The sequence below is a fragment of the Paenibacillus sp. 7516 genome, from assembly GCF_002272715.1.
In the GTDB taxonomy this organism is placed as follows: domain Bacteria; phylum Bacillota; class Bacilli; order Paenibacillales; family Paenibacillaceae; genus Paenibacillus; species Paenibacillus illinoisensis_A.
Genome location: NZ_NPBI01000042.1, coordinates 18876 through 37654, shown reverse-complemented (window position 1 = coordinate 37654; position 18779 = coordinate 18876). Strand labels below are relative to the sequence as shown.

The 18779-nt window shown below is 48.9% G+C and carries 21 protein-coding genes and 1 tRNA gene; 5 read left to right on the top strand and 17 right to left on the bottom strand.

What is annotated here, in order from left to right; all coding sequences use genetic code 11:
* Window positions 1-22: 22 nt before the first annotated feature.
* Window positions 23-96, bottom strand: a tRNA-Arg gene (locus CHI14_RS27930).
* A 288-nt stretch (window positions 97-384) separates the two neighbouring features.
* Here CHI14_RS27930 and CHI14_RS27925 point away from each other — a divergent pair.
* A complete protein-coding gene (locus CHI14_RS27925; protein ID WP_095293284.1) occupies window positions 385-678 on the top strand; it encodes a magnetosome magnetite crystal formation protein family in 294 nt (97 codons plus the stop codon).
* A 78-nt stretch (window positions 679-756) separates the two neighbouring features.
* On the opposite strand, the gene CHI14_RS30725 is transcribed toward CHI14_RS27925, so the two are convergent.
* The 3 genes from CHI14_RS30725 to CHI14_RS27915 form a co-directional block, all read right to left on the bottom strand.
* Window positions 757-885, bottom strand: coding sequence for a hypothetical protein (locus CHI14_RS30725; RefSeq protein ID WP_255248063.1), 129 nt, complete (start codon window positions 883-885; stop codon window positions 757-759).
* A 70-nt stretch (window positions 886-955) separates the two neighbouring features.
* The gene (locus tag CHI14_RS27920; protein WP_095293283.1) at window positions 956-1312 is read right to left on the bottom strand and encodes a hypothetical protein; all 357 of its coding nucleotides are present in this window, start codon (window positions 1310-1312) and stop codon (window positions 956-958) included.
* Window positions 1313-1332: 20 nt separating this feature from the next.
* On the bottom strand, window positions 1333-1632 hold the full coding sequence (locus CHI14_RS27915; protein ID WP_095293282.1) for a hypothetical protein: 300 nt from the start codon (window positions 1630-1632) through the stop codon (window positions 1333-1335).
* Between the two features lie 192 nt (window positions 1633-1824).
* Here CHI14_RS27915 and asnB point away from each other — a divergent pair, with 192 nt between their 5' ends.
* Complete coding sequence (gene asnB / locus CHI14_RS27910) at window positions 1825-3669, top strand: asparagine synthase (glutamine-hydrolyzing) (RefSeq protein ID WP_095293281.1); 1845 nt, start codon at window positions 1825-1827, stop codon at window positions 3667-3669.
* Between the two features lie 143 nt (window positions 3670-3812).
* On the opposite strand, the gene CHI14_RS27905 is transcribed toward asnB, so the two are convergent.
* The 8 genes from CHI14_RS27905 to CHI14_RS27870 form a co-directional block, all read right to left on the bottom strand.
* The gene (locus CHI14_RS27905) at window positions 3813-4682 is read right to left on the bottom strand and encodes an STM4011 family radical SAM protein (RefSeq protein WP_095293280.1); all 870 of its coding nucleotides are present in this window, start codon (window positions 4680-4682) and stop codon (window positions 3813-3815) included.
* Complete coding sequence (locus tag CHI14_RS27900) at window positions 4679-6073, bottom strand: STM4012 family radical SAM protein (protein WP_095293279.1); 1395 nt, start codon at window positions 6071-6073, stop codon at window positions 4679-4681. The genes CHI14_RS27905 and CHI14_RS27900 overlap by 4 nt, the downstream gene beginning before the upstream one ends.
* A 60-nt stretch (window positions 6074-6133) precedes the next feature.
* Entirely contained in the window at window positions 6134-6919 is a 786-nt protein-coding gene (locus CHI14_RS27895) for an STM4013/SEN3800 family hydrolase (RefSeq protein ID WP_095293278.1), read from the bottom strand.
* Window positions 6912-8114, bottom strand: coding sequence for an STM4014 family protein (locus tag CHI14_RS27890; protein WP_249281266.1), 1203 nt, complete (start codon window positions 8112-8114; stop codon window positions 6912-6914). Before CHI14_RS27890 ends, CHI14_RS27895 begins: the two co-directional genes overlap by 8 nt.
* 84 nt (window positions 8115-8198) lie before the next feature.
* The gene (locus tag CHI14_RS27885; protein ID WP_095293276.1) at window positions 8199-9041 is read right to left on the bottom strand and encodes an STM4015 family protein; all 843 of its coding nucleotides are present in this window, start codon (window positions 9039-9041) and stop codon (window positions 8199-8201) included.
* Between the two features lie 396 nt (window positions 9042-9437).
* A complete protein-coding gene (locus tag CHI14_RS27880; protein WP_095293275.1) occupies window positions 9438-10061 on the bottom strand; it encodes an XTP/dITP diphosphatase in 624 nt (207 codons plus the stop codon).
* 1 nt (window position 10062) lies between these two features.
* A complete protein-coding gene (gene rph / locus CHI14_RS27875) occupies window positions 10063-10821 on the bottom strand; it encodes a ribonuclease PH (RefSeq protein WP_095293274.1) in 759 nt (252 codons plus the stop codon).
* Window positions 10822-10962: 141 nt separating this feature from the next.
* The gene (locus CHI14_RS27870) at window positions 10963-12018 is read right to left on the bottom strand and encodes a GerMN domain-containing protein (RefSeq protein WP_095293273.1); all 1056 of its coding nucleotides are present in this window, start codon (window positions 12016-12018) and stop codon (window positions 10963-10965) included.
* A gap of 195 nt (window positions 12019-12213) precedes the next feature.
* On the opposite strand from CHI14_RS27870, the gene CHI14_RS27865 reads away from it, so the two are divergent.
* A complete protein-coding gene (locus tag CHI14_RS27865) occupies window positions 12214-12780 on the top strand; it encodes a phosphatidylglycerophosphatase A family protein (protein WP_095293272.1) in 567 nt (188 codons plus the stop codon).
* 105 nt (window positions 12781-12885) lie between these two features.
* On the opposite strand, the gene CHI14_RS27860 is transcribed toward CHI14_RS27865, so the two are convergent.
* The 5 genes from CHI14_RS27860 to CHI14_RS27840 all read right to left on the bottom strand — a co-directional run bounded on the left by CHI14_RS27860 (window position 12886) and on the right by CHI14_RS27840 (window position 16949).
* A complete protein-coding gene (locus CHI14_RS27860) occupies window positions 12886-13539 on the bottom strand; it encodes a ferric reductase-like transmembrane domain-containing protein (RefSeq protein WP_170948300.1) in 654 nt (217 codons plus the stop codon).
* 76 nt (window positions 13540-13615) lie between these two features.
* Entirely contained in the window at window positions 13616-14656 is a 1041-nt protein-coding gene (locus CHI14_RS27855; protein ID WP_095293270.1) for an FAD:protein FMN transferase, read from the bottom strand.
* Window positions 14653-14988 (bottom strand): hypothetical protein, encoded by a 336-nt coding sequence (locus CHI14_RS27850; RefSeq protein WP_141236741.1) that lies wholly within the window; start codon window positions 14986-14988, stop codon window positions 14653-14655. Before CHI14_RS27850 ends, CHI14_RS27855 begins: the two co-directional genes overlap by 4 nt.
* Window positions 14989-15196: 208 nt before the next feature.
* Entirely contained in the window at window positions 15197-16183 is a 987-nt protein-coding gene (locus tag CHI14_RS27845; RefSeq protein WP_141236740.1) for an MBL fold metallo-hydrolase, read from the bottom strand.
* Window positions 16184-16205: 22 nt separating this feature from the next.
* Window positions 16206-16949, bottom strand: a complete 744-nt coding sequence (locus tag CHI14_RS27840) for a class I SAM-dependent methyltransferase (RefSeq protein WP_095293268.1) — start codon at window positions 16947-16949, stop codon at window positions 16206-16208.
* A 241-nt stretch (window positions 16950-17190) separates the two neighbouring features.
* Between CHI14_RS27840 and CHI14_RS27835 the strand changes: the two genes are divergently transcribed.
* Entirely contained in the window at window positions 17191-18066 is an 876-nt protein-coding gene (locus CHI14_RS27835; protein ID WP_095293267.1) for a DUF72 domain-containing protein, read from the top strand.
* 120 nt (window positions 18067-18186) lie between these two features.
* Entirely contained in the window at window positions 18187-18672 is a 486-nt protein-coding gene (locus CHI14_RS27830; RefSeq protein WP_095293266.1) for a hypothetical protein, read from the top strand.
* The last annotated feature ends 107 nt before the right edge of the window (window positions 18673-18779 follow it).

Here is an 18779-nt window from a genome sequence, read left to right as displayed (position 1 = left end):
TCCCGTAGGAAGCTTTCTTGAACGTCCCAGGAGGGATTCGAACCCCCGACCGACGGCTTAGAAGGCCGTTGCTCTATCCTGCTGAGCTACTGAGACAAGTATGTATAAATAAAATTTTTGGCGCGATTTCTATTATACTCGGTTTTCTATATTTTTCAATACTTTTATAAAAAAATTAATAAGTTGCATCCAGTTACATTCATTTACGTATAATTTCATATGCTTCTCAATCGATCGAATATGATCCGGATTCGCAGGCAATATTGTTGATGGCAGGGTTTATACCCCATATGGAACATAGACTATTCATTGTCAGCGTGGATGGGTAATCTTTTGCATACATACCTTTACACCTGAATTCATTCCAAGAAGGAGAGAATTGTTATGAGACAGCTTTTGTCCGCCTTATCCTATTTCAGTATTTTCTTTGCTCCTTTTCTGTTTCCGATTATCATTTGGATTGTTGCGCGGGACAATTATATTGAGGGACATGCCAAACGGGCCTTGTTTTCACACGTTTTCCCGTTTCTCGCTGCCATTCCCCTCTTTTATTTCTTCGTTACCTCCCAGAGCATCGGTGGCGCCATCGGTTATGTCATTCTGTTCTTTGTGATTTATGGATTAAGCTTTATTTACAATATCGTCAAAGGGATTCAAGTCCTTCGTGAGTATGCCTGACTTCTACACCGTCCTTACCATCAGATTACATGCAGAAACCCGCCGTTTCCAAAAGAAACGGCGGGTTCTTCATTCCGGTTACTTGTTTCCCTTACGCCATGGATTTCTAAGCGTAGGACGCTTGCTGTTAACGGCGAGCACTTCCCCGGCAAACTCGGTATGATGCGCGTAAAGGTTTCCTTTGTTTTTCTTGAACTTGGAAGCCATTGCTATCACCTCCCCGGAACTTGGTTGTAGTATGCTCCGGGTTAGCTCCATTATCCATGCTGGAAGATGATTACGCCTGACCAACTAAGTAACGTTGAAGGGTTGGACCGAGCAGCCCAAACGCTAACAATTCACTTTGGAACCGGGCTTTATCTTCTCCAGCGGTTATACCTTCACTGTTCTGAAACGCTGTCTCCGTTGCGTCCTCAAAAGCAGTGTGCATATTGTTGTTGTACCAATCCAGAACAGCATCCGAATGGTTGCGTACAATCCTTACCACTTCCAATGTGCTTCCAGGCTGAGTTGCCGCTACATATACTAATAAAGAAGGATCTCCTGCGTTTGCTGGCTGTACCTCCACTTCTGCACAAGACAATCCATCCACCTCGGTTAATCTGCGGATCTTGGCATCCTGAATTGCATACATTGTTATCGCTCCTTATCATTTCATGTACTTTGTTCGATCTCTCGTCTTGTCTCCGGTGTTCCCAAACGGTAAATCTCTTGATACACCTGCTGTAAAACAGCTTCATATGCCCGATTCACCGTTTCTTCAGGTGTATCCGGCCATGGGAACACCATTCCTGGAAAGGCCTCTTCCTCTTTTTCCTGCATCAGGTTGAGGAGTCCCATTAGATGGTCTACTTCCTGAGGTGTCGCCTGAATAACCCATTCATAAGCAGCTGCGTGCTGATCCTGCAAAACGGAACGTCCACCCACAGAAACATAATAGGTTGTTTTGTCCACAGTCCATTCTCTCCTTCACAGGCATGCTGAGGCAGTTGTTCCTAGATATAGTTTCCGAAGAGGACAGACATTTTATGCCTGCTTTCGGCATATATTTGTTACGACTTCTGACGAAAAAGACAACATTCGCTGGCTCCATGCCATGCAACACTCTACAGGATCAACGAATCGACTAAGAAAGGATGAACAACCATGTGCGGTATAACCGGCTTCATACAGTGGAATCGGGATTTGACCCAGGAATCGGAACTGCTGCTCCGAATGACGGACAGTTTGTCGAACCGGGGGCCCGACGCTTCAGGTACATGGATCTCCAATCCTTGTGCATTTGGACATCGCCGGCTCAGCGTAATGGATCCGGAGAACGGGGCTCAGCCCATGCATGCGTTACAGGGAGACACCTCCTATACCGTCGTGTATAACGGAGAACTATACAATGCACCCGAATTGAAGAAAGAGCTGCTTCAACGGGGGCACCATTTCCGTACTCAATGTGATACGGAAGTTTTGCTCGCCTCTTATATCGAATGGGGACCGGCATGTGTAGACCGTTTTAATGGCATTTTTGCTTTTGCCATCTGGGATGGAGGACGCGAACAGGTCTTCATGGCACGTGACCGCCTTGGCGTCAAACCATTGTTTTACAGCAATGCAAAAGACGCTCTCGTATTCGGCTCCGAACCCAAATCCCTTTTGCTTCACCCCGATGTCGAAGCTGCTGTTGGCCCCGAGGGCCTGGCAGAAGTATTTATCGTAGGTCCGGCCAGGACGCCTGGACACGGTGTCTATTCCTCGTTGAATGAACTCAAACCAGCCCATGCGCTCATCTTCAACCGGAATGGAATCCGAACCTACGCATACTGGAAGCTGGAAAGCCAGCCTCACGAGCATGATCTGGATGAGACTGCCGCCGAGGTACGGCGTCTGCTGCAGGATACACTCGAGCGTCAGCTCGCTTCAGATGTTCCGGTCTGTTCCCTTCTGTCAGGGGGACTCGACTCCAGTGCCCTGTCAGCACTGGCCGTAGACTATTACAACCGAACGGGTCAAGGTCAAGTTAGTACGTATTCCGTCGACTACGTGGATAATGCCAAGCACTTTCAGGCGCACTCGTTCCAGCCTGGTGCAGATGGCCCCTGGATCCAGCGTATGGTGGATGAACTGAAGACAGATCATCACTGGATCGAGATTGAGAATGGAGAGTTGGTTCATGCCTTGAATCAGGCAATGTTAGTTCGGGATTTGCCCGGGATGGCGGATGTGGATTCTTCTCTCTATTTGTTCTGTAAGGAAATCAAGAAAGGGGCAACCGTCGCCATCTCGGGGGAGGCAGCCGATGAAGTGTTTGGAGGGTACCCCTGGTTCCATCGGGACGAGATGCTGAATTCAGGAACGTTCCCTTGGTCGGTAGCACCTGACATGCGTGCAGGTTTGTTATCTGCAGACATTCGGGAGTGGATCAGACCACTGGACTATCTTGCCGATCGGTATTCGGATGCTGTGGCTGAGGTTCCTTTGCTGGATGGGGAGATCGGAAAGGCAGCACAAATGCGTGTCATGTCCTATTTGAACATCACCCGATTCATGCCTACGCTACTTGATCGGAAGGACCGGATGAGTATGGGGGCAGGGCTAGAAGTTCGAGTTCCTTACTGTGATCATCGCCTGATTCAATATGTATTTAACATTCCCTGGGAAATGAAAATAACGGGCGGCCGTGAGAAGGGAATCCTGAGAAAAGCGTTAGAGGGTGTATTGCCTGACGATGTTTTATATCGTAAAAAGAGTCCTTATCCCAAAACACATAATCCGGAATATTTAGCGGCCGTTAAGCAGCAGGTGCTGGATATCCTTGATGATGCATCTTCGCCGATTCTGCCTTTGATTGACAAGGCCCAGATTCGCAAGCTGGCATCTTCACCTGATGCTTCGTCTAATCTGCCCTGGTTTGGGCAGCTCATGTCCGGTCCACAGCTGTTTGCTTACTTGACACAGATTAACTCCTGGTTGCGCACATATAAGGTTGCCATTCGTTAACAGAATGTAGTTTAAAAAGAGGGTGCCAGGTGAACAGCATTTATGCATTCACCTGGGCGCCCCTCTTTAATTATTGTCCCGTCTTAGCTTAGCCATAAGTGTTAATTTAGAAGCATTCATGATCTCCATCTTATTTTAGGAAATCATCGAGTCATCACAACGGATTCCGGGTTTCGTTCAAGCAAGCCACGGCCATAAATCTCCCTGAATGGAGAGTCCGTCATATGAACGTATCCAATATAACAGCCGCACTTTTTCATCCTGCAGGGCCGATCCGCAGACAGCTTTTCCAACCCGTCACGGTACAAATGGCCAATAATCCGGCGATCCTTATAACATCTTTTTACATGTCCAGAACCCTGCACATAAAATACCTCCGAGCCGGCCGCACAGCCTTTGCCATAACTCTCATAATCCCGTAAGTTTCCCTCAAACAGCGGATCGATCGACCGCAAATAGGCAACCTCTTCCGGCTCGTAATAATTAGGCTTATCCTTAAAGGCATTGATCCACATGTAGATATCGTCCGGCAGCGCCTCTCTCATGGACTGAATGGCAGGAAATGCACTGCGGAGTCCCACTGTGCCCACGCTGAATTCAAGACCCATTTCACGCAAAGTAAGGCATTGGTTAATAAAAGAAGACTCCTTGGTCTCACGAGGATGATAGGTTGCCCAGAAAGCAGCTGTCCCGGAATTCAATTCACGGGCCCAATCCAACTTAACGGAAAGGTTGGTCTGCACAGCAATCTTATGGACATGGCGCATATGTGATAATTCAACCATGGCTTCCCTGTACCAGCGCCGGACCAGAGCCTCCCCATATGGATTGAAGAAAATGGACAATTCGTGTCCAACCTCTTCCTGCGCCTTCACCCAATCGACGAACTGACGTAATTGTTGTTCGTCTGTTTCCAGCGTCTCCTTGGAATCCACGGTTTTGCTAAACGGACAATAGGGACAATCATAATTACAGGACGACAGCTTCCCCCGATAATACAAGGTTGCTCTCATGAGAACACGAACCCTTCCATTTGCTCGCGAATCTCGGCAGATATTAACCAATCTCCAATAGCATCGGAATATCCCAGACCTTCTTCAGTTAAACGCAGCACCTGATGTCCATTCTCCTGCTCAATCACAGCCATTCCCTCTGTCAGCAGTTCGGAGAGCCAGGCGTAATCCGTCATAACTTCACTTCCGAACCGCTGGAAATAATCATCCAAAGTCAGACCTTCCCGATGCAGCAGTGCGTTTAAAATAAATCTGCGTTTCTGCTCTTCCCTGCTCAGCACAATGCCATAATCAGCAACATCATATCGCTCGGCAGCCACATAATCGGCGATGATACTCTGGGTAGCCTTATAGCTCACCCCGTATTTTGATGCATAATGTACTTCGCTGGTATAGGAACGGGCACCGCATCCAAGGCCAACCATACCTTCCTCCTGGCAGCTGTACGGCAGCAGCTCTTTGCTTGCAAGCGAGGATGACTCTTTTGCAAATCTGCGCATGGAATACTGAACATATCCCCGGCTTTTTAACGTTTCTCTTGCCGCAGTATATAGCTCCATGCGAATATCCGGCCCTTGACGCTGAATATCCTCCGGCTTCACGATTGTATTCTCGCGGGTATACAGCGGATAAATGAAAATCTCTCCCGGCTCATAAGACAGGACACGTTCAAGCGAATACAGCCATGACTCCACCGTTTGGCCGGGAAGACCATAGATCAAATCCAGGTTCAGCAAAGGAAAGTCGTACCGAGTAAGCTTCTCCAGTGCGCGCTCTACTTCCTGTGGTTTCTGCGGGCGATAAATTGCTGCAGCCTCGGCTTCAATAAAGCTCTGAATCCCCATGCTGACGCGGTCCACGCTACGTTCCTTCAGTAACGCAAGCTTCCCTTCAGTCACGGTGTCAGGCGAGGTTTCTATTGAGATGGAAGCATGGGCGGGATCAAGTCCCATCACATTTTCCGCAATGTCAAACAACCGATTCAGCTGAACCTCATTCAGCAATGTTGGCGTCCCGCCACCAATCGCAAACCTGGAATACGGTCTGCGTGAGGTCATGGGAGCCCATTGCTTCGCCTGGCGTTCCAGTGCATCCACATAACGTTCATGTGTATCGTCACGCCGGTCAGGCAAAGTGAACAGATTGCAGAATCCGCAGCGGGCAGGGCAAAACGGAATATGCATATATAAAAAATACGTGTCGGTATTCTCACGTTCCCAGAGCGGCCCCAAGGGCAGCGGCGGGTCCAATTCCCGGTATGCCGTCTTATGCGGATAAGAGTATAGATAAGAGCGATAAGGTAAAGTCAGTACTTCCCTAAGACCTGTGGTCGTATTGGATCCGGACGCTGCGGAATGACCTGTTGTTGTAAACTCAGACGGATTATCCATCGGTTTCCTCCTGTCTCCGGTTGTTTTCATTCACATTAAAATAAATGGCTGCAATTCACTCTATAAAACAAATTCACGATAAGGCACATTCCAGACGACTTCATGGGCCAGTCTGTGCCCCTGATATCCATCTTCACCATAAGCTGTTCCATGATCCGAAAATGCAAGACAGAACGTTGGCCGCGAACGCTCCCGCATGGCATCAAACAATGGCCCCAGCGCCTGATCCACATACCGAAGGGCAGCCCGTTGAGTCTGAACAGAGTCCTCCCTTGCCCCTTCCACAAAATAGCGATTGGGACCATGAATGGCCGACACATTCAAAAAAAGAAATACTTTCTCAGCCTGTGGTATCTGTTCAAGCAGCTTCAATGCATACTGGACCTGATGCTCTGTCGAGCGAGGGTTGGTAACTCCAAAGGTCATTCGCCAATAACTCTGCTGAAAGTAACCAGGCAGCACTTTGGCCAGTGGATTTTTTTTCGTAAAAAATATGACTCCACCTATACAAATTGTACGGTATCCTTCCTCCGCCAAACCAGATACGATATCCGGTGCATCAAACAGCCAGGTATGCGGGTGAGTCTTCAATCCGGTATTACGGGAATGAAACAGCCGGACATGCGAGGCCTTGTCCGTATTGGCGGGCGTAGGCATGAAACCACCAAAAAAGGCATGATGTGCCGCATATGTAAAACTTCCTGGGGTATGGCGTTTCTCCCAGGGACCCGAGCCGCACAGATTGGGACAATTCGCTTCCTCCTGCTTCGCTACGTCATACCTTAACGTGTCCAGGGTAATCATTAACAGATCATGGGAGCCAACAATGGTGTTCATATCAGGCATGTTCGTAAGGCTCCTTTCGCAAAATATCCATCTCCCATTCATATGTTCCCAGTCCATTGTGCTGTACGTGGTACAGCAGATCACCGAACGGATTCACATCCAGAACATAGGCACGCGGGTTATCCCCGCCACTAAGCATGACATCAATGCCGGCAGACCATGAATTCGGAAATGCTGCCATCGCTGTTTGAGCAGCGGTTTGGACCAAACCCAGCCTGTAGTCGTTCACACCTGCTTCCTCTGGCAGCATCCGTTCGTTGCGTAAATGCAAATTCGTTATAGGCGTCTGGCTCAGCCTCACAATCGCATGACCTGCATGACCGCCAGCTACAAGCTGACGAATATCAAATACACGCGAGCCATATGAAGCCTTGGCCATCCATCGCTCGACCTGAGCCCCTTCAGCACATAACCAGTCCAGCAGAGTCTCAATCTCCTCCCTGCGGGTGTACCTCTGCATGCGGCCTTCGTTGTAGAAAACCGGCCTACCCTTAACCACTGTCATCCCCACAGTGGTAACAGCTATCTCTGCACCCGTTCGCGGGTTGATCTGATAAGCTACAACCCCTGATGCCGCCGAGCCACAGGCAAGCTTAACAAATACCCGGTACATGCCTGAAGCCTGCATGGCTGCGCGCAGATCCGAATAACTCAAAATTCGCTCTGGAGACTGGAGTACGGGAGGAACATCAACTCTGTGAGCCGATAAATGCTGTTGGCACTTCCTTTTGTCAAACATGGTAGCAATATCTTCTGGATCGTTCAGGAATCTGGCAGAAGGCCACAATTCACCCACTTCACTTCCAATTCGCTTCAGACAGCCTTTCCAGCCATTAAACCACTGGGCAGGTGCATAGATGCGCCCCCAATCCTGCCGCAGCTCAAGCGCCTCCTCTGCCGTAAACGACTCTCTGCTCAATGGTTCAGTGTTGGGATCACCATCCTTCGCGCCAAGAGATAACAATTCACGCTCTACATCCCATTGTTCTCCCGGTGCATCAATTCGAATCAGGGGTGCCACTTCCGCTGTAGCCTTGCGTTTTACACTTGGATTGACCACGTCGGCCAAGGATCCACCCTGTCTCCAGGTCTTGAGCACGTCGGCATAGGGGATCACTTCAGCAGGGCTCATGCCACATTGCAGCCTTGCCTGCTGCAAGCCTTTGGTTCTGCGATTATCCGGGTTTCCGATCAACCAAAACGGCCGTTCTATGTGCCTCTCATTACTTTGGGATCGTAGTCTCCGGTCTGTTTGGTTCGTCGTAACGCCTGACATCCCTTATTCCGTTAATGACGGATAACGCCAGTCATCTTCATCACTCTGCTGCTGATCGCTGACATCAACGGATAAGCCTGAACGTTTCCAGCGAATGAGCATTTCGTCTGTCATGTAGTGGTAGCTGAGATCGAGATGCTTCAACTTCTTAATCTTGTCGCTGGCAAGCAGAGCCTCAGCTCCTTCATCCGACAATGTCCCTTGGGAAAGGTCCAGTACTTCCAGTTGATCTACAATGGGAGCCTGTGCCACGGCTTTGGCGATGTCATCTTGAATATCACTGTCTTTCAGGCCAAGGTACACCAGCTTGGGGAATCGTCCCTGTTCCAGCAGCGGAAGCACATCTTCAAGTGAACCGTCGAAGCCATAATCATCTACACCCAGGTACAATTCGAGCTTGCGCAGCTCAGGCAATTGAGCATTGGTGATGGAAGCGAGCACCTCCTGAGGCAGTCCACCGCAAATAATGATCAGCTCTTCAAGCTTGGCATGCTGCAAGGGTTCAAGGCTCAATCCGCTACTGCCTTTCACCGTAAAGGACTTCAGTTCTGGAAAAGCCTTCAAAAGTGGGGTCAGATCAGTCTGAATAATCCAGGAGACCTCACACTCTTCAAAGCCCATATCTCCAATGAACAGCTTTTTTATTGACGGAAAACTTGGAGCCAATTCAATAAGAACATTCATAAATTCGTCCGGAGAACTCTCGTAAGCTTGTCCCCAGTCTCCAATAACCAGACTTTCCAGTGAACCCGCTTCGGGTTTGGCAGCCAATTCCCTGATCAAATTCTCCATACGGATACCGTTCTCATAATCATCATAAGATACCGTAAGCTTCACTTCCTGCATTGGTTAATCCCTCCGATTGAGTTCATTCTTGATTCGTTAATTTGAATGTTACCCCATCCTGTACGGGGCTTGCAACTTCTTCCAACTCCAGTCCCAGGAGGATTCTCAAACACGAAATGGCTATACTTCATTAACTAGGAAAGAGAACATATGTTTCTGTTTTGGTTAGTTTCGAAGGGTAGATTCCTGTTAGGTATATGGATGGATATAAATTATGATCACCAATGGTTACCTTGGTTCTATACACTCCGATTCTGTGCACTTCTTGGTGATATCAAAAAAAGCGCTAATAGCCGGAGTCCATTCCACAATCTTCAGGAATGATACTCCTTCCATTAACGCCTTCATCTTTGCTTATGGTGTTATACCTGATTTATAAGGCTCCTTAACCAGGATTCAGCCTTCAAGCCGGGATACAAGTGCTCGCAGTGCATGACCACGATGACTGATGGCCTGCTTTTGTTCCAGCGTAAGCTCGGCCATTGTCATCTCGTATTCAGGTACATAGAACAGAGGATCGTACCCGAAGCCGCCACCACCGGCAGCCTCACTCGTAATCCAGCCTTCTGCTGTACCCTCCGCTTCAAACTTGTCCCCTGTTGCCGGGTCATACAGAACCAGGGCACATACAAAGCGTGCCGGACTGAGCAGTGGCTGCTGCGTATCCTCACCGGATTTGATGGATTCCAGCGCTGCAAGCAGCTTGGCATTATTCAGGGCATCCGTTGCCCCTTCGCCAGCATATCTTGCCGAATACACACCCGGCTCCCCATCCAGCAGGTCCACACAAAGTCCGGAATCATCGGCCAGCACAGGAAGACCAAGCGCATCTCCTACCGCTTTTGCTTTCTTCCAGGCATTCTCGGCAAAGGTTACCCCGTCCTCCACGACATCCGGAAGTTCGGGATAATCGAACATGCTTTTGACCTCTTTGCCAAGGGGTGCAAATGCATGGGCAAACTCTCTTACTTTACCTTGATTCCGGGTCGCAACAATGATGATTGGGCTGTCCAGATGCATCTTAGGCTTCTCCTAATCCACTAGCGCCAATCTTGAGCGCAATCGGTCCAAGCACTTCTTTTTGTCGCTCAATCATCTCCAGGATTCCCTGCTCACCCAGTTCCAGCATGGCATTCAGCTCACGGCGGTCAAATGGGGCCTCTTCACCTGTTCCTTGCAGCTCTACATATTTTCCGCCACCTGTCATGACGAGGTTCATGTCTACTTTTGCCTTGGAATCCTCATCATAATTCAGATCCAGAACAGGCTGTTCTCCCACTACACCTACACTCACAGCTGCAATGAAATCCGTGATGGGGAAGGTTTGCAGGCGGTGCTGCTGGGCAATTTTGTTCACAGCCAGTGCCAGCGCAACAAACGAGCCGGTAATGGACGTTGTACGAGTCCCTCCGTCCGCTTGAATGACGTCACAGTCCAGGGTAATGGTCCGCTCGCCAAGTGCCTGCAGGTTAACCACAGAGCGAAGTGCACGGCCGATCAGACGCTGGATTTCCATCGTACGTCCAGTTAGCTTCCCGCGGTTCGCTTCACGCTGATTCCGAGTATGTGTTGCACGGGGGAGCATGGAATATTCTGCGGTAACCCATCCCTTGCCTTGACCTTTCATGAAAGGAGGAACGCGTTCCTCCACCGTTGCGGTACAGATAACCTTCGTATCCCCGACTTCAATCAGTACAGAACCTTCGGCGTATTTATTTGTGTTAATTGTTAAATTCATCGGCCGCAGCTGTTCGCTGGTTCGTCCGTTAGATCTCATCATTTCTGCCTCCTACGACTTAAGCATCCTGTAATTGTTGAACTGAGTCCCACTTTACTAATCCTTTTTATTTTACCAAAGAGTTCTGTTAAAAGCATCTATCCGCCAAAGACTCTGTTACCCGTCCCCGATTTTGTCCCAATCCTAGATCGGAATTTCATTGATATACTCGGGCTTGGAGACCGGCGAACTATAATCCCGATTATCGTCACCCATGACGGTTTTTTGGCCGTTCCACTCGATTTGAACCTTGGCATCCTTGCTCGCTGTATTTTCCGCCGTTGTCAATACGACCGATTGCAGCAGCTCGCTTGGCACGGCATCTCCTTCGACGAACATATCGTCTTTGAGTGCGACCGTAACGGTTCCATCCTCCGCCGTTTTAACGGATTGCAGTTCGGTGCCGCCTGTCATAACCTCTTCTAGTTCACCACCTTTGGCTGGCCCTTTAATCAGCTCATTGAGCGCAGCTTGCACCCGGTCCGTACCTGGTGTGACCAAGCGGGTAACCGGAACATAATATTGAATGCCCGCTGGCGAAGCAGCTGAGAAATACACGGTGACTGGACTGCTGTTGGTGGTGAACGTGTCTCCCAAATCAAGATTGATACCTACCGCCCGATTCAGCGGTTCAGGAAGCGGAGTACTGTTTACCGGCATTTGAGTCAGCTTTTTGCCGTCCACCCAGATCTGTACGTTCTCCACATCCGGTGTACCTGTCAACGTCCACGTGACGGCTTCCAGCATTTTGCGCTCATCCTTGGCGTCGTATTTGGCAAAGTTACCTGAGAACTCCACGACTGCAAGCTTGTCATCAGGATGAACCGTCACATTCTGCACCACCGTGCCTTGTGGAAGAACGCCTTGGAATCCTTCAGGCAGCATACCTGCATAAGCACCACCTGTTACTAGTGTATCCAGGGCAGTCTTCGGACTACTAACGTCCGAACCTGCGGGAAGCGTCAGTGATACCGGAGCGAGCAATCCCTGCTGATCCTGCAAATAGACTGTTGTGAGCGGAAGGGTTGCGAGTGTCCCATTGCCCTCGGCTGCCTGAATCATAGCTGCCTCCTGGATGGGCGGCGGTGGATCGATAGCCTCGGATGACTGTGCATTAAACATGCCGCAGCCGGACAACACCATCGGAATGCTCAGCAGCGCTGCTGCTGATGCCGTACGCATATATCGGATCTTACTCATGATCACGTTCCCCCTCATCATTTTTACAGTTTGTACTACCATGTATACGAGCCTTCGTCCAAAAAATAACTACTTTTTAAACAAGCCTTGATGCACCAAGCAAAAACAATATTGAAAGAAAGAAACACAAAACGGGTTAATACGTATTAGGAATCAAGTGTAAGGACATTGCTAACTTCAGAGGAGGAATCGCCCATGGAACATCCAGAACAAGAAAAAATCCCTTACAGCCTGAACAGCCGCAAAGTCGCGGACGCTACAAGGGAATGGCTGCACAAGCGGGGCGTCACGATCCCTGAGATCGCAGAACTGGTCATGTTATTGCAGAAAAAGTACTATCCGGATCTTACGATGGAAGAATGTATCGATAACGTGGAGAAGGTTCTTCGCAAGCGGGAAGTGCAGAACGCCGTTCTGACAGGCATTCAGCTGGATCTGCTGGCAGAGCAGGGTCAACTCATTTCGCCTTTGCAGGAGATGATTGAAAATGATGAAGGGCTGTACGGTGTGGATGAGATTCTTGCCTTTTCCATCGTCAATGTATATGGCAGCATCGGATTCACGAATTACGGTTATGTAGACAAGCTTAAGCCTGGTGTACTTGAACGGCTGAACGATAAAAGCCTGGGACCTGTACATACGTTTCTGGATGATATTGTCGGTGCCGTAGCCTCGGCTGCAAGCAGCCGAATCGCGCACCGCAAACAGTCGGAGCTGGAAGAAGCGTTAGGTCAGAAGCCGGTCAGTGATGATGTCGTTTAACCCCCATTTGTCATATGGAAATGAGACATGTCTATTAAGGACGAGTTCATGGAAAAAAGCGGCCCTTGGGCCGCTTCTTTTTCGTATATACATCAGATGTTATGCCTATTTTAATCGTTCCTGTCTCCCCGCACCAACGAGTCCGTATGCCTCGCCCCATGTGCGTTCCAAGGCTGGCTGTGACTGTGAACGATTCGGTCCAATTGTGATTTGCGGTCCTTTGCGTTCACGCAGAAGCCCCCGCAGCACCGTAATGCCAAGGATGGACAAACCGGTAAAGACGTACATTAAACGCATCAGTACATTCCCCGAATCGGAACCTGTAATCATGCCATGGACCAGCAAACCGATAAATGCAGGATAGGACAGCATGTGGAACATAAACCACCATTTGCGGCCCAGTTTGTTACGCCGATCACTGGAGAGCAGCACGATCAGCAAGGCGTAAAAGGATAACGTCCCAAGCCCGCTGCCAACCGGATGTACTGAGGCGCTAAACGGAATAAGCAGTTCACTCCAGGTAAATGGACTGTAATGGTCGATATACAGGGTTAGTGCATGCAGGATACCAAGTCCAAAGGCAAGCCAGGTCGTCCGGGTATGCCACTGGTACATAGTGGCTTTCGGTTTGCCTTTGGCGGCAGGCATCCCTTGGGCGATTCCCAGAAAGACACCAGCAAAGAGCAGCAGATAAGCGGCTATCCCGCTAATACGAATGATATTCCACGTCGGTACATAATCAACAATCCATTGTGCCATAACCGGCTCCCCCACATCTGATAGACTTATCATTTCATCACTTTGCGTCTATATAAATGAATGCTAATACTTATCTTTAAATAAAGCTGAAGCAGTGGTCCGGTTCAAAGCCTGGCCATCGCTCTTCGAGTGCATCCGTATCCCCCCTGAACCAGAACTTACCTTCCCGGGTCATCCATATAACATCATGCCGGTCATAATGCCTGTTCAACCAACCCATCGCTTCAGCACTTCCCAGGATACAGACGGTCTTCGCGATAATCTCGCATTGCGAGACATGCTGGCCTACAGCGGTGCATTGCACCACATCCGTATCAGCCGGCTTCATTGTCCGCGGATCAATCAAATGATGGGACAGACTTCCATCCGCCTGCTGCCACTGTCTTCGTGCAATTCCTGAAGTCGCAACCGCACCGGAGTCTAACTGAATGCTTCCAGTCAGATTGCGTTTATCCAGTAAAGGGTCCTTGATATAAACAGTCCATGCAGAAGACACAGGCGTACCCCAGACCTGAATATCTCCTCCCGCATTAATCATGCCTGCAGGAATGTGAAGCGTGCGCTGCAGCCAATCCGCAATACGTTCCGTTGCCCAGCCTTTCACAATGCCGCCCAGGTCCAGTTCAATGCCGGGATCCAGATGTACCATCCGGCTGCCCTCTCTGTGCATCCATCCTGGACAGGTATAATCGCGCTCCTCTTCCGGAATTAGTGCGGCAACCTTGGTTAAGGTATACTGTAGTGACTGCGTTATGCCTCGCTCATACTGCCCGATCTGTTCGAAGCTGACATCATATCCCAATTGCCGAAGAGCTTTTGAAATGCCCGGTTGAAAAATCCCTTCCGTCTGACCTATATATCCGTATGCCAAACTCAATACCTCATCCATGGCAGCGGAAACTGGCATCCATCCCACTGATCGATTCAGACGATTCAATTCACTATTGGATATAAACCGACTGAAGCGCTGCTCCTGTGTTTCAAACCAGTTTTTCACGAGCGCTGCTGCATGCTCAGCTTCTTCACGTCCGGCGGTTACCAGCTGAACCTCCACATCCGTGTTCATAGCACGGAATCTGAACTTAAACGGACGCGTGGTCTCTGCAGCGGGGCTCATGATGCACCTGTGCGTGACTGGTAACTGCCGCTGCCAGTTCCGAAATCAGACTCACCATCAGACTGACTGAAGTTCCGGCCATAGGATCTGCTCCGGTCTCCATGTTCCTCTTCCTGATTCGGAACAAAGCTGCCTGTCCATTCATCCATCACATCGTCTCTGGTATTCGACTGACTTGCAGGTAAGCTTTCGGTATCTGTTCCATTGGCTGCTGCATATGCAACATCAAAGGCATCTGAGGATCTTACATATTGAAAGAGTGCAGCCATCGTTAATGTTGCTATCGCTGAGGCTTGCCATTTTCTCCATTGATTTCGTTTCTTTCTGTTCATCGCTCTTCCCTACTTTCTCTAGCGAAGTTCATGCACTTATCTTAGGGGCCCTGGATTAAAAGCAGATGAATGAACCGTTAAGAAAGACTAAAGCTTTCCATTTCCTCAAATTCCGTATACACAAAAAGGCCCTGAACAGGAGATGTTCTCTCCTTACAGAGCCTTTACCATTATGAATAATTGCTTTTCCTATTTTCAACTAACTCCGTTATGCTTTTTTGAATAAAAATGATCCATCCGCTCTCTGTTCCTGCACAATATGCCCACGCCGGATCAACTCCTGAAGATGAGCGAGCGTTTCACTCATGGCAAAGCGCAGCTGATGTGTGCCCAATCGATCACCAAACAAGGAAACACAAACGTCATACCCGTTCGACGGGCACTGAGCAATATGCTCATCCATCTTCTGAAGCCTCTCCTCGTGGTGGGCTAGCAGATGAGAGGTTCGTTCCGTAAAATGACTGAATGGATTTCGATGTCCCGGATATGCCTTCTCGACATCCAAACTCCCTAGACGATGCAGCCCCTGAAGATAAGATAACAATGGCTGGGCATCACTTCCCGGCTGCAAGCTGATATTGGGCGAAATCTGTGGCAGTACGGCATCACCGCACAACATCTCTCTGGATTCTGGTGCATAAAAGGATAGATGTCCTGGGGCATGTCCACCTGTCTCGATGGCTATCCACCTTTTGCCGCCCATATCCAGCCAGTCCCCATCTTCAATGAACGTCACTTCCGGCAAGGGAGTGATCTGAGAGATAAATCCCTTCATATGTTCACGGATCTGTAAGGTCTTCTCATCCGGCATCCCATGTTGGCGATAAAATTCAGGCAGTACGGCATCAATGGTTGCACTCGGGCCCCACATGTAATCTGCCTCCTGACGCGACCTGGCAGACATACGTACAGGCGCCCCCGACTTCTGCTGCATCCACCCTGACAATCCAAGATGATCGGGATGATGGTGGGTCAGCACGATTTGACCAATGTCCTGAAAAGACAACCCCAGATTGGTTAGAGCTTCCTGCCATTCCTGTTCTGTTCCCTGGTTGCGCGGGCCTGGATCAACCACGGTTATCCTTCCATCAGCATCATAGAGCACGTAACTGTTCACCCATCGCAGCGGGAAAGACATCGTGATCTGGAGCCGATGCATGCCCTCTGGCATGCTGATTGCTTCCGTTCGTTTCATTTGCTTCTCCTCCCTGCTGTTCTTACTCCACAGGCCGATGACCCACAAAAATCATGCGCGGGGAATCCTGCTCATCATATTGCTCTTCGTCATAACCTCCATGAACCTGATCTACCACAAGCCCCGCCTCCTGCAGCAGATCACTTAATTGTTCGCGGGTGTATAGCTTGACACGTTCCTCATGAATCCGGGGTTTCTGACTGGACCCTGAATCGGTAATGTGAATTTCTTTCTGCACAAATCCGTCCTTGATCTGGCGAAACTCCTCAATCCGATGCCCTTCCGTCTCTCGTTTGGAATGCGGAACCAAATGACGGGTTACGTAAGCCGTATTCATAAAATCAATAATGTAGCTGCCGCCAGGCTTCAGCATATGACGGATGCCCTGAAGCACCTTGAGCTGCTCACCATCCTCACGAAAATAACCGAAAGATGTAAACAGGTTGACTACCGCATCAAATCCACCTTGGAGCGGCAGATTACGCATGTCGGCATGAACCCATTCCACCCGATTCTCGGTGTCCATCTGGCGCGCTTCACGCAGAAGCACATCCGACAGGTCAATTCCGGTGACCCGGAAGCCTGCGTCTGCCAGGGCCAAGGAATGCCGTCCCATACCGCAGCATAGATCCAGAACCCGTGCCTGCGGCTCAAGTTTTAACCAATTGATCATTTTATGTACTTCTTCATATGCTCCCTGCACATCCCTGTGCTTGTATACGAGAAGGTAGTCTTCTCCAAAGCTATCTTCATACCATTCCGTCATTCGTATCGCCCTCCACATGGTCAATGGCCCTGTTCTCTCTGTATCGTACTTGATATAGGGCTGATCATACCTAAGCTTGTAGTCATTGTATCTTCTTTATTCTTTAAACTCAAAGATTTCCAGCGGCTTCCGTTCATTGAACGGCCTGAATTGGCCCTATATAATGTTAAACATAGTCACGTGCCCGCAAACCGGTTAACTATATATAAGCTTTAGAGACAGAACAGCAGGAGGTGTTATTATGATTCATATTGGACTCACAGGATGGGGAGATCATGATGATCTGTACCCCGATCGTACCAAAGCCAAGGACAAGCTGCGTTTATATGGGCAGTACTTTTCGACCGTAGAGGTCGACAGTTCCTTCTATGCTGTTCAGCCTCGGGACCGGATGGCACGCTGGGCAGCTGAAACACCGGATGACTTTTCGTTTATCGTCAAAGCGTATCAGGGGATGACCGGGCATCTAAGGGGCAAACCTTATTTCACCAGTACCTCAGACATGTACAAGGCTTTTCGGGAGTCATTGGAGCCGGTAATGGAAGCCGGCAAAATGCGGGCAGCCCTGTTTCAATATCCACCGTGGTTTGACTGCAATCGTGATAATGTTAACGAGCTGCGTGAGGTGAGATTACGAATGGAAGGCATTCCGTGTGCGCTCGAGTTTCGCCATCGCAGTTGGTACGAGAATGGCATGCGTGAGCGGACACTTGCTTTTCTGCGGGAACAAGGCTGGATTCACAGTGTCTGTGACGAGCCACAGGCAGGCTCAGGCTCCATTCCAATTGTGCCGCAGGCGACAGATTCGGAGATGACCCTTGTGCGGATGCACGGACGCAATGTGTCAGGCTGGCACCAGAACGGTGCACCCAACTGGCGGGAGACCCGTTACTTGTACCGGTACAACAAGGAAGAATTGATGGAATGGAAAGGATATCTGGAACAGCTGCACGAGCAGAGTAAGGATGTCTATGTGATTTTTAATAACAATTCGGGTGGTGATGCAGCAGCCAATGCACAAATGATGATGGAGCTGCTGGATATGCCGATCCGACCATTCCCTGATCGCACATCTGATGAGGAAGAGGATGGGCCTGAGCAGCTGGAGCTGTTTTAAAAATCTAGGTATGATCCCGATATACAAGATTGGAGGTGAGTTTTTTAAGCTTGAATTTATCGTTTCAGACATTCATTGATTAAATTGATGTATATGGAACCTCGAACTAAGGAGTGACTAATGAGAGAACAGAATCGTGCTCTAGTGAGTGGAATTATTGGAATCGTCATTACAGTCGCTGCGTTTGCGATTTATTATTTGGTTACCTTGAATACAACCTTTCAAAAGGCTGTTCTTGACGAGGTCCATAATGTGGATAATGCGTATCTAACTATCGTTCGTGTGCCTAATTCACCCGAGACAAATGAAGAAATTCAAACACTTCTAATGGATATGGATGGCTTTCAGGACATATTAGATCAATTATCAAATCTTAAACTTCAGAAAATAAGTACACCAATTAAAGACAAAAGCTCGCTTTATATCTATAACATTTACATCTATGATAAGAGTACTCATAGAGAAATCGTCAACTTCGGAGTCGATAATAGTAAACAAATTTCTATTGGCAGTATGAAAGGTTATCAAAGATACGAAGTAACCAGTTCATTTGATTATGATACATTTCGTGCCTCTGTTGACAAACTTATTACTAATACTAAATGAAATCAGAATACATATGTGCTGAGAATCAAAGCTGCCCTTCTTTCAATAAAATATAAAAATCATATAATTAAGATCCCAAAAAGAGGACTACTTCAGGTCAAATCCCC

What these genes read in the sequence shown, in the direction of transcription:
- CHI14_RS27925 (WP_095293284.1), top strand. Translation starts at nt 385, where the DNA reads ATGAGACAGCTTTTGTCCGCCTTATCCTATTTCAGTATTTTCTTTGCT.
- CHI14_RS30725 (WP_255248063.1), bottom strand. Translation starts at nt 885, where the DNA reads ATGGCTTCCAAGTTCAAGAAAAACAAAGGAAACCTTTACGCGCATCAT.
- CHI14_RS27920 (WP_095293283.1), bottom strand. Translation starts at nt 1,312, where the DNA reads ATGTATGCAATTCAGGATGCCAAGATCCGCAGATTAACCGAGGTGGAT.
- asnB (WP_095293281.1), top strand. Translation starts at nt 1,825, where the DNA reads ATGTGCGGTATAACCGGCTTCATACAGTGGAATCGGGATTTGACCCAG.
- CHI14_RS27905 (WP_095293280.1), bottom strand. Translation starts at nt 4,682, where the DNA reads ATGAGAGCAACCTTGTATTATCGGGGGAAGCTGTCGTCCTGTAATTAT.
- CHI14_RS27900 (WP_095293279.1), bottom strand. Translation starts at nt 6,073, where the DNA reads ATGGATAATCCGTCTGAGTTTACAACAACAGGTCATTCCGCAGCGTCC.
- CHI14_RS27895 (WP_095293278.1), bottom strand. Translation starts at nt 6,919, where the DNA reads ATGCCTGATATGAACACCATTGTTGGCTCCCATGATCTGTTAATGATT.
- CHI14_RS27885 (WP_095293276.1), bottom strand. Translation starts at nt 9,041, where the DNA reads ATGCAGGAAGTGAAGCTTACGGTATCTTATGATGATTATGAGAACGGT.
- CHI14_RS27880 (WP_095293275.1), bottom strand. Translation starts at nt 10,061, where the DNA reads ATGCATCTGGACAGCCCAATCATCATTGTTGCGACCCGGAATCAAGGT.
- rph (WP_095293274.1), bottom strand. Translation starts at nt 10,821, where the DNA reads ATGATGAGATCTAACGGACGAACCAGCGAACAGCTGCGGCCGATGAAT.
- CHI14_RS27870 (WP_095293273.1), bottom strand. Translation starts at nt 12,018, where the DNA reads ATGAGTAAGATCCGATATATGCGTACGGCATCAGCAGCAGCGCTGCTG.
- CHI14_RS27865 (WP_095293272.1), top strand. Translation starts at nt 12,214, where the DNA reads ATGGAACATCCAGAACAAGAAAAAATCCCTTACAGCCTGAACAGCCGC.
- CHI14_RS27860 (WP_170948300.1), bottom strand. Translation starts at nt 13,539, where the DNA reads ATGGCACAATGGATTGTTGATTATGTACCGACGTGGAATATCATTCGT.
- CHI14_RS27855 (WP_095293270.1), bottom strand. Translation starts at nt 14,656, where the DNA reads ATGAGCCCCGCTGCAGAGACCACGCGTCCGTTTAAGTTCAGATTCCGT.
- CHI14_RS27850 (WP_141236741.1), bottom strand. Translation starts at nt 14,988, where the DNA reads ATGAACAGAAAGAAACGAAATCAATGGAGAAAATGGCAAGCCTCAGCG.
- CHI14_RS27845 (WP_141236740.1), bottom strand. Translation starts at nt 16,183, where the DNA reads ATGAAACGAACGGAAGCAATCAGCATGCCAGAGGGCATGCATCGGCTC.
- CHI14_RS27840 (WP_095293268.1), bottom strand. Translation starts at nt 16,949, where the DNA reads ATGACGGAATGGTATGAAGATAGCTTTGGAGAAGACTACCTTCTCGTA.
- CHI14_RS27835 (WP_095293267.1), top strand. Translation starts at nt 17,191, where the DNA reads ATGATTCATATTGGACTCACAGGATGGGGAGATCATGATGATCTGTAC.
- CHI14_RS27830 (WP_095293266.1), top strand. Translation starts at nt 18,187, where the DNA reads ATGAGAGAACAGAATCGTGCTCTAGTGAGTGGAATTATTGGAATCGTC.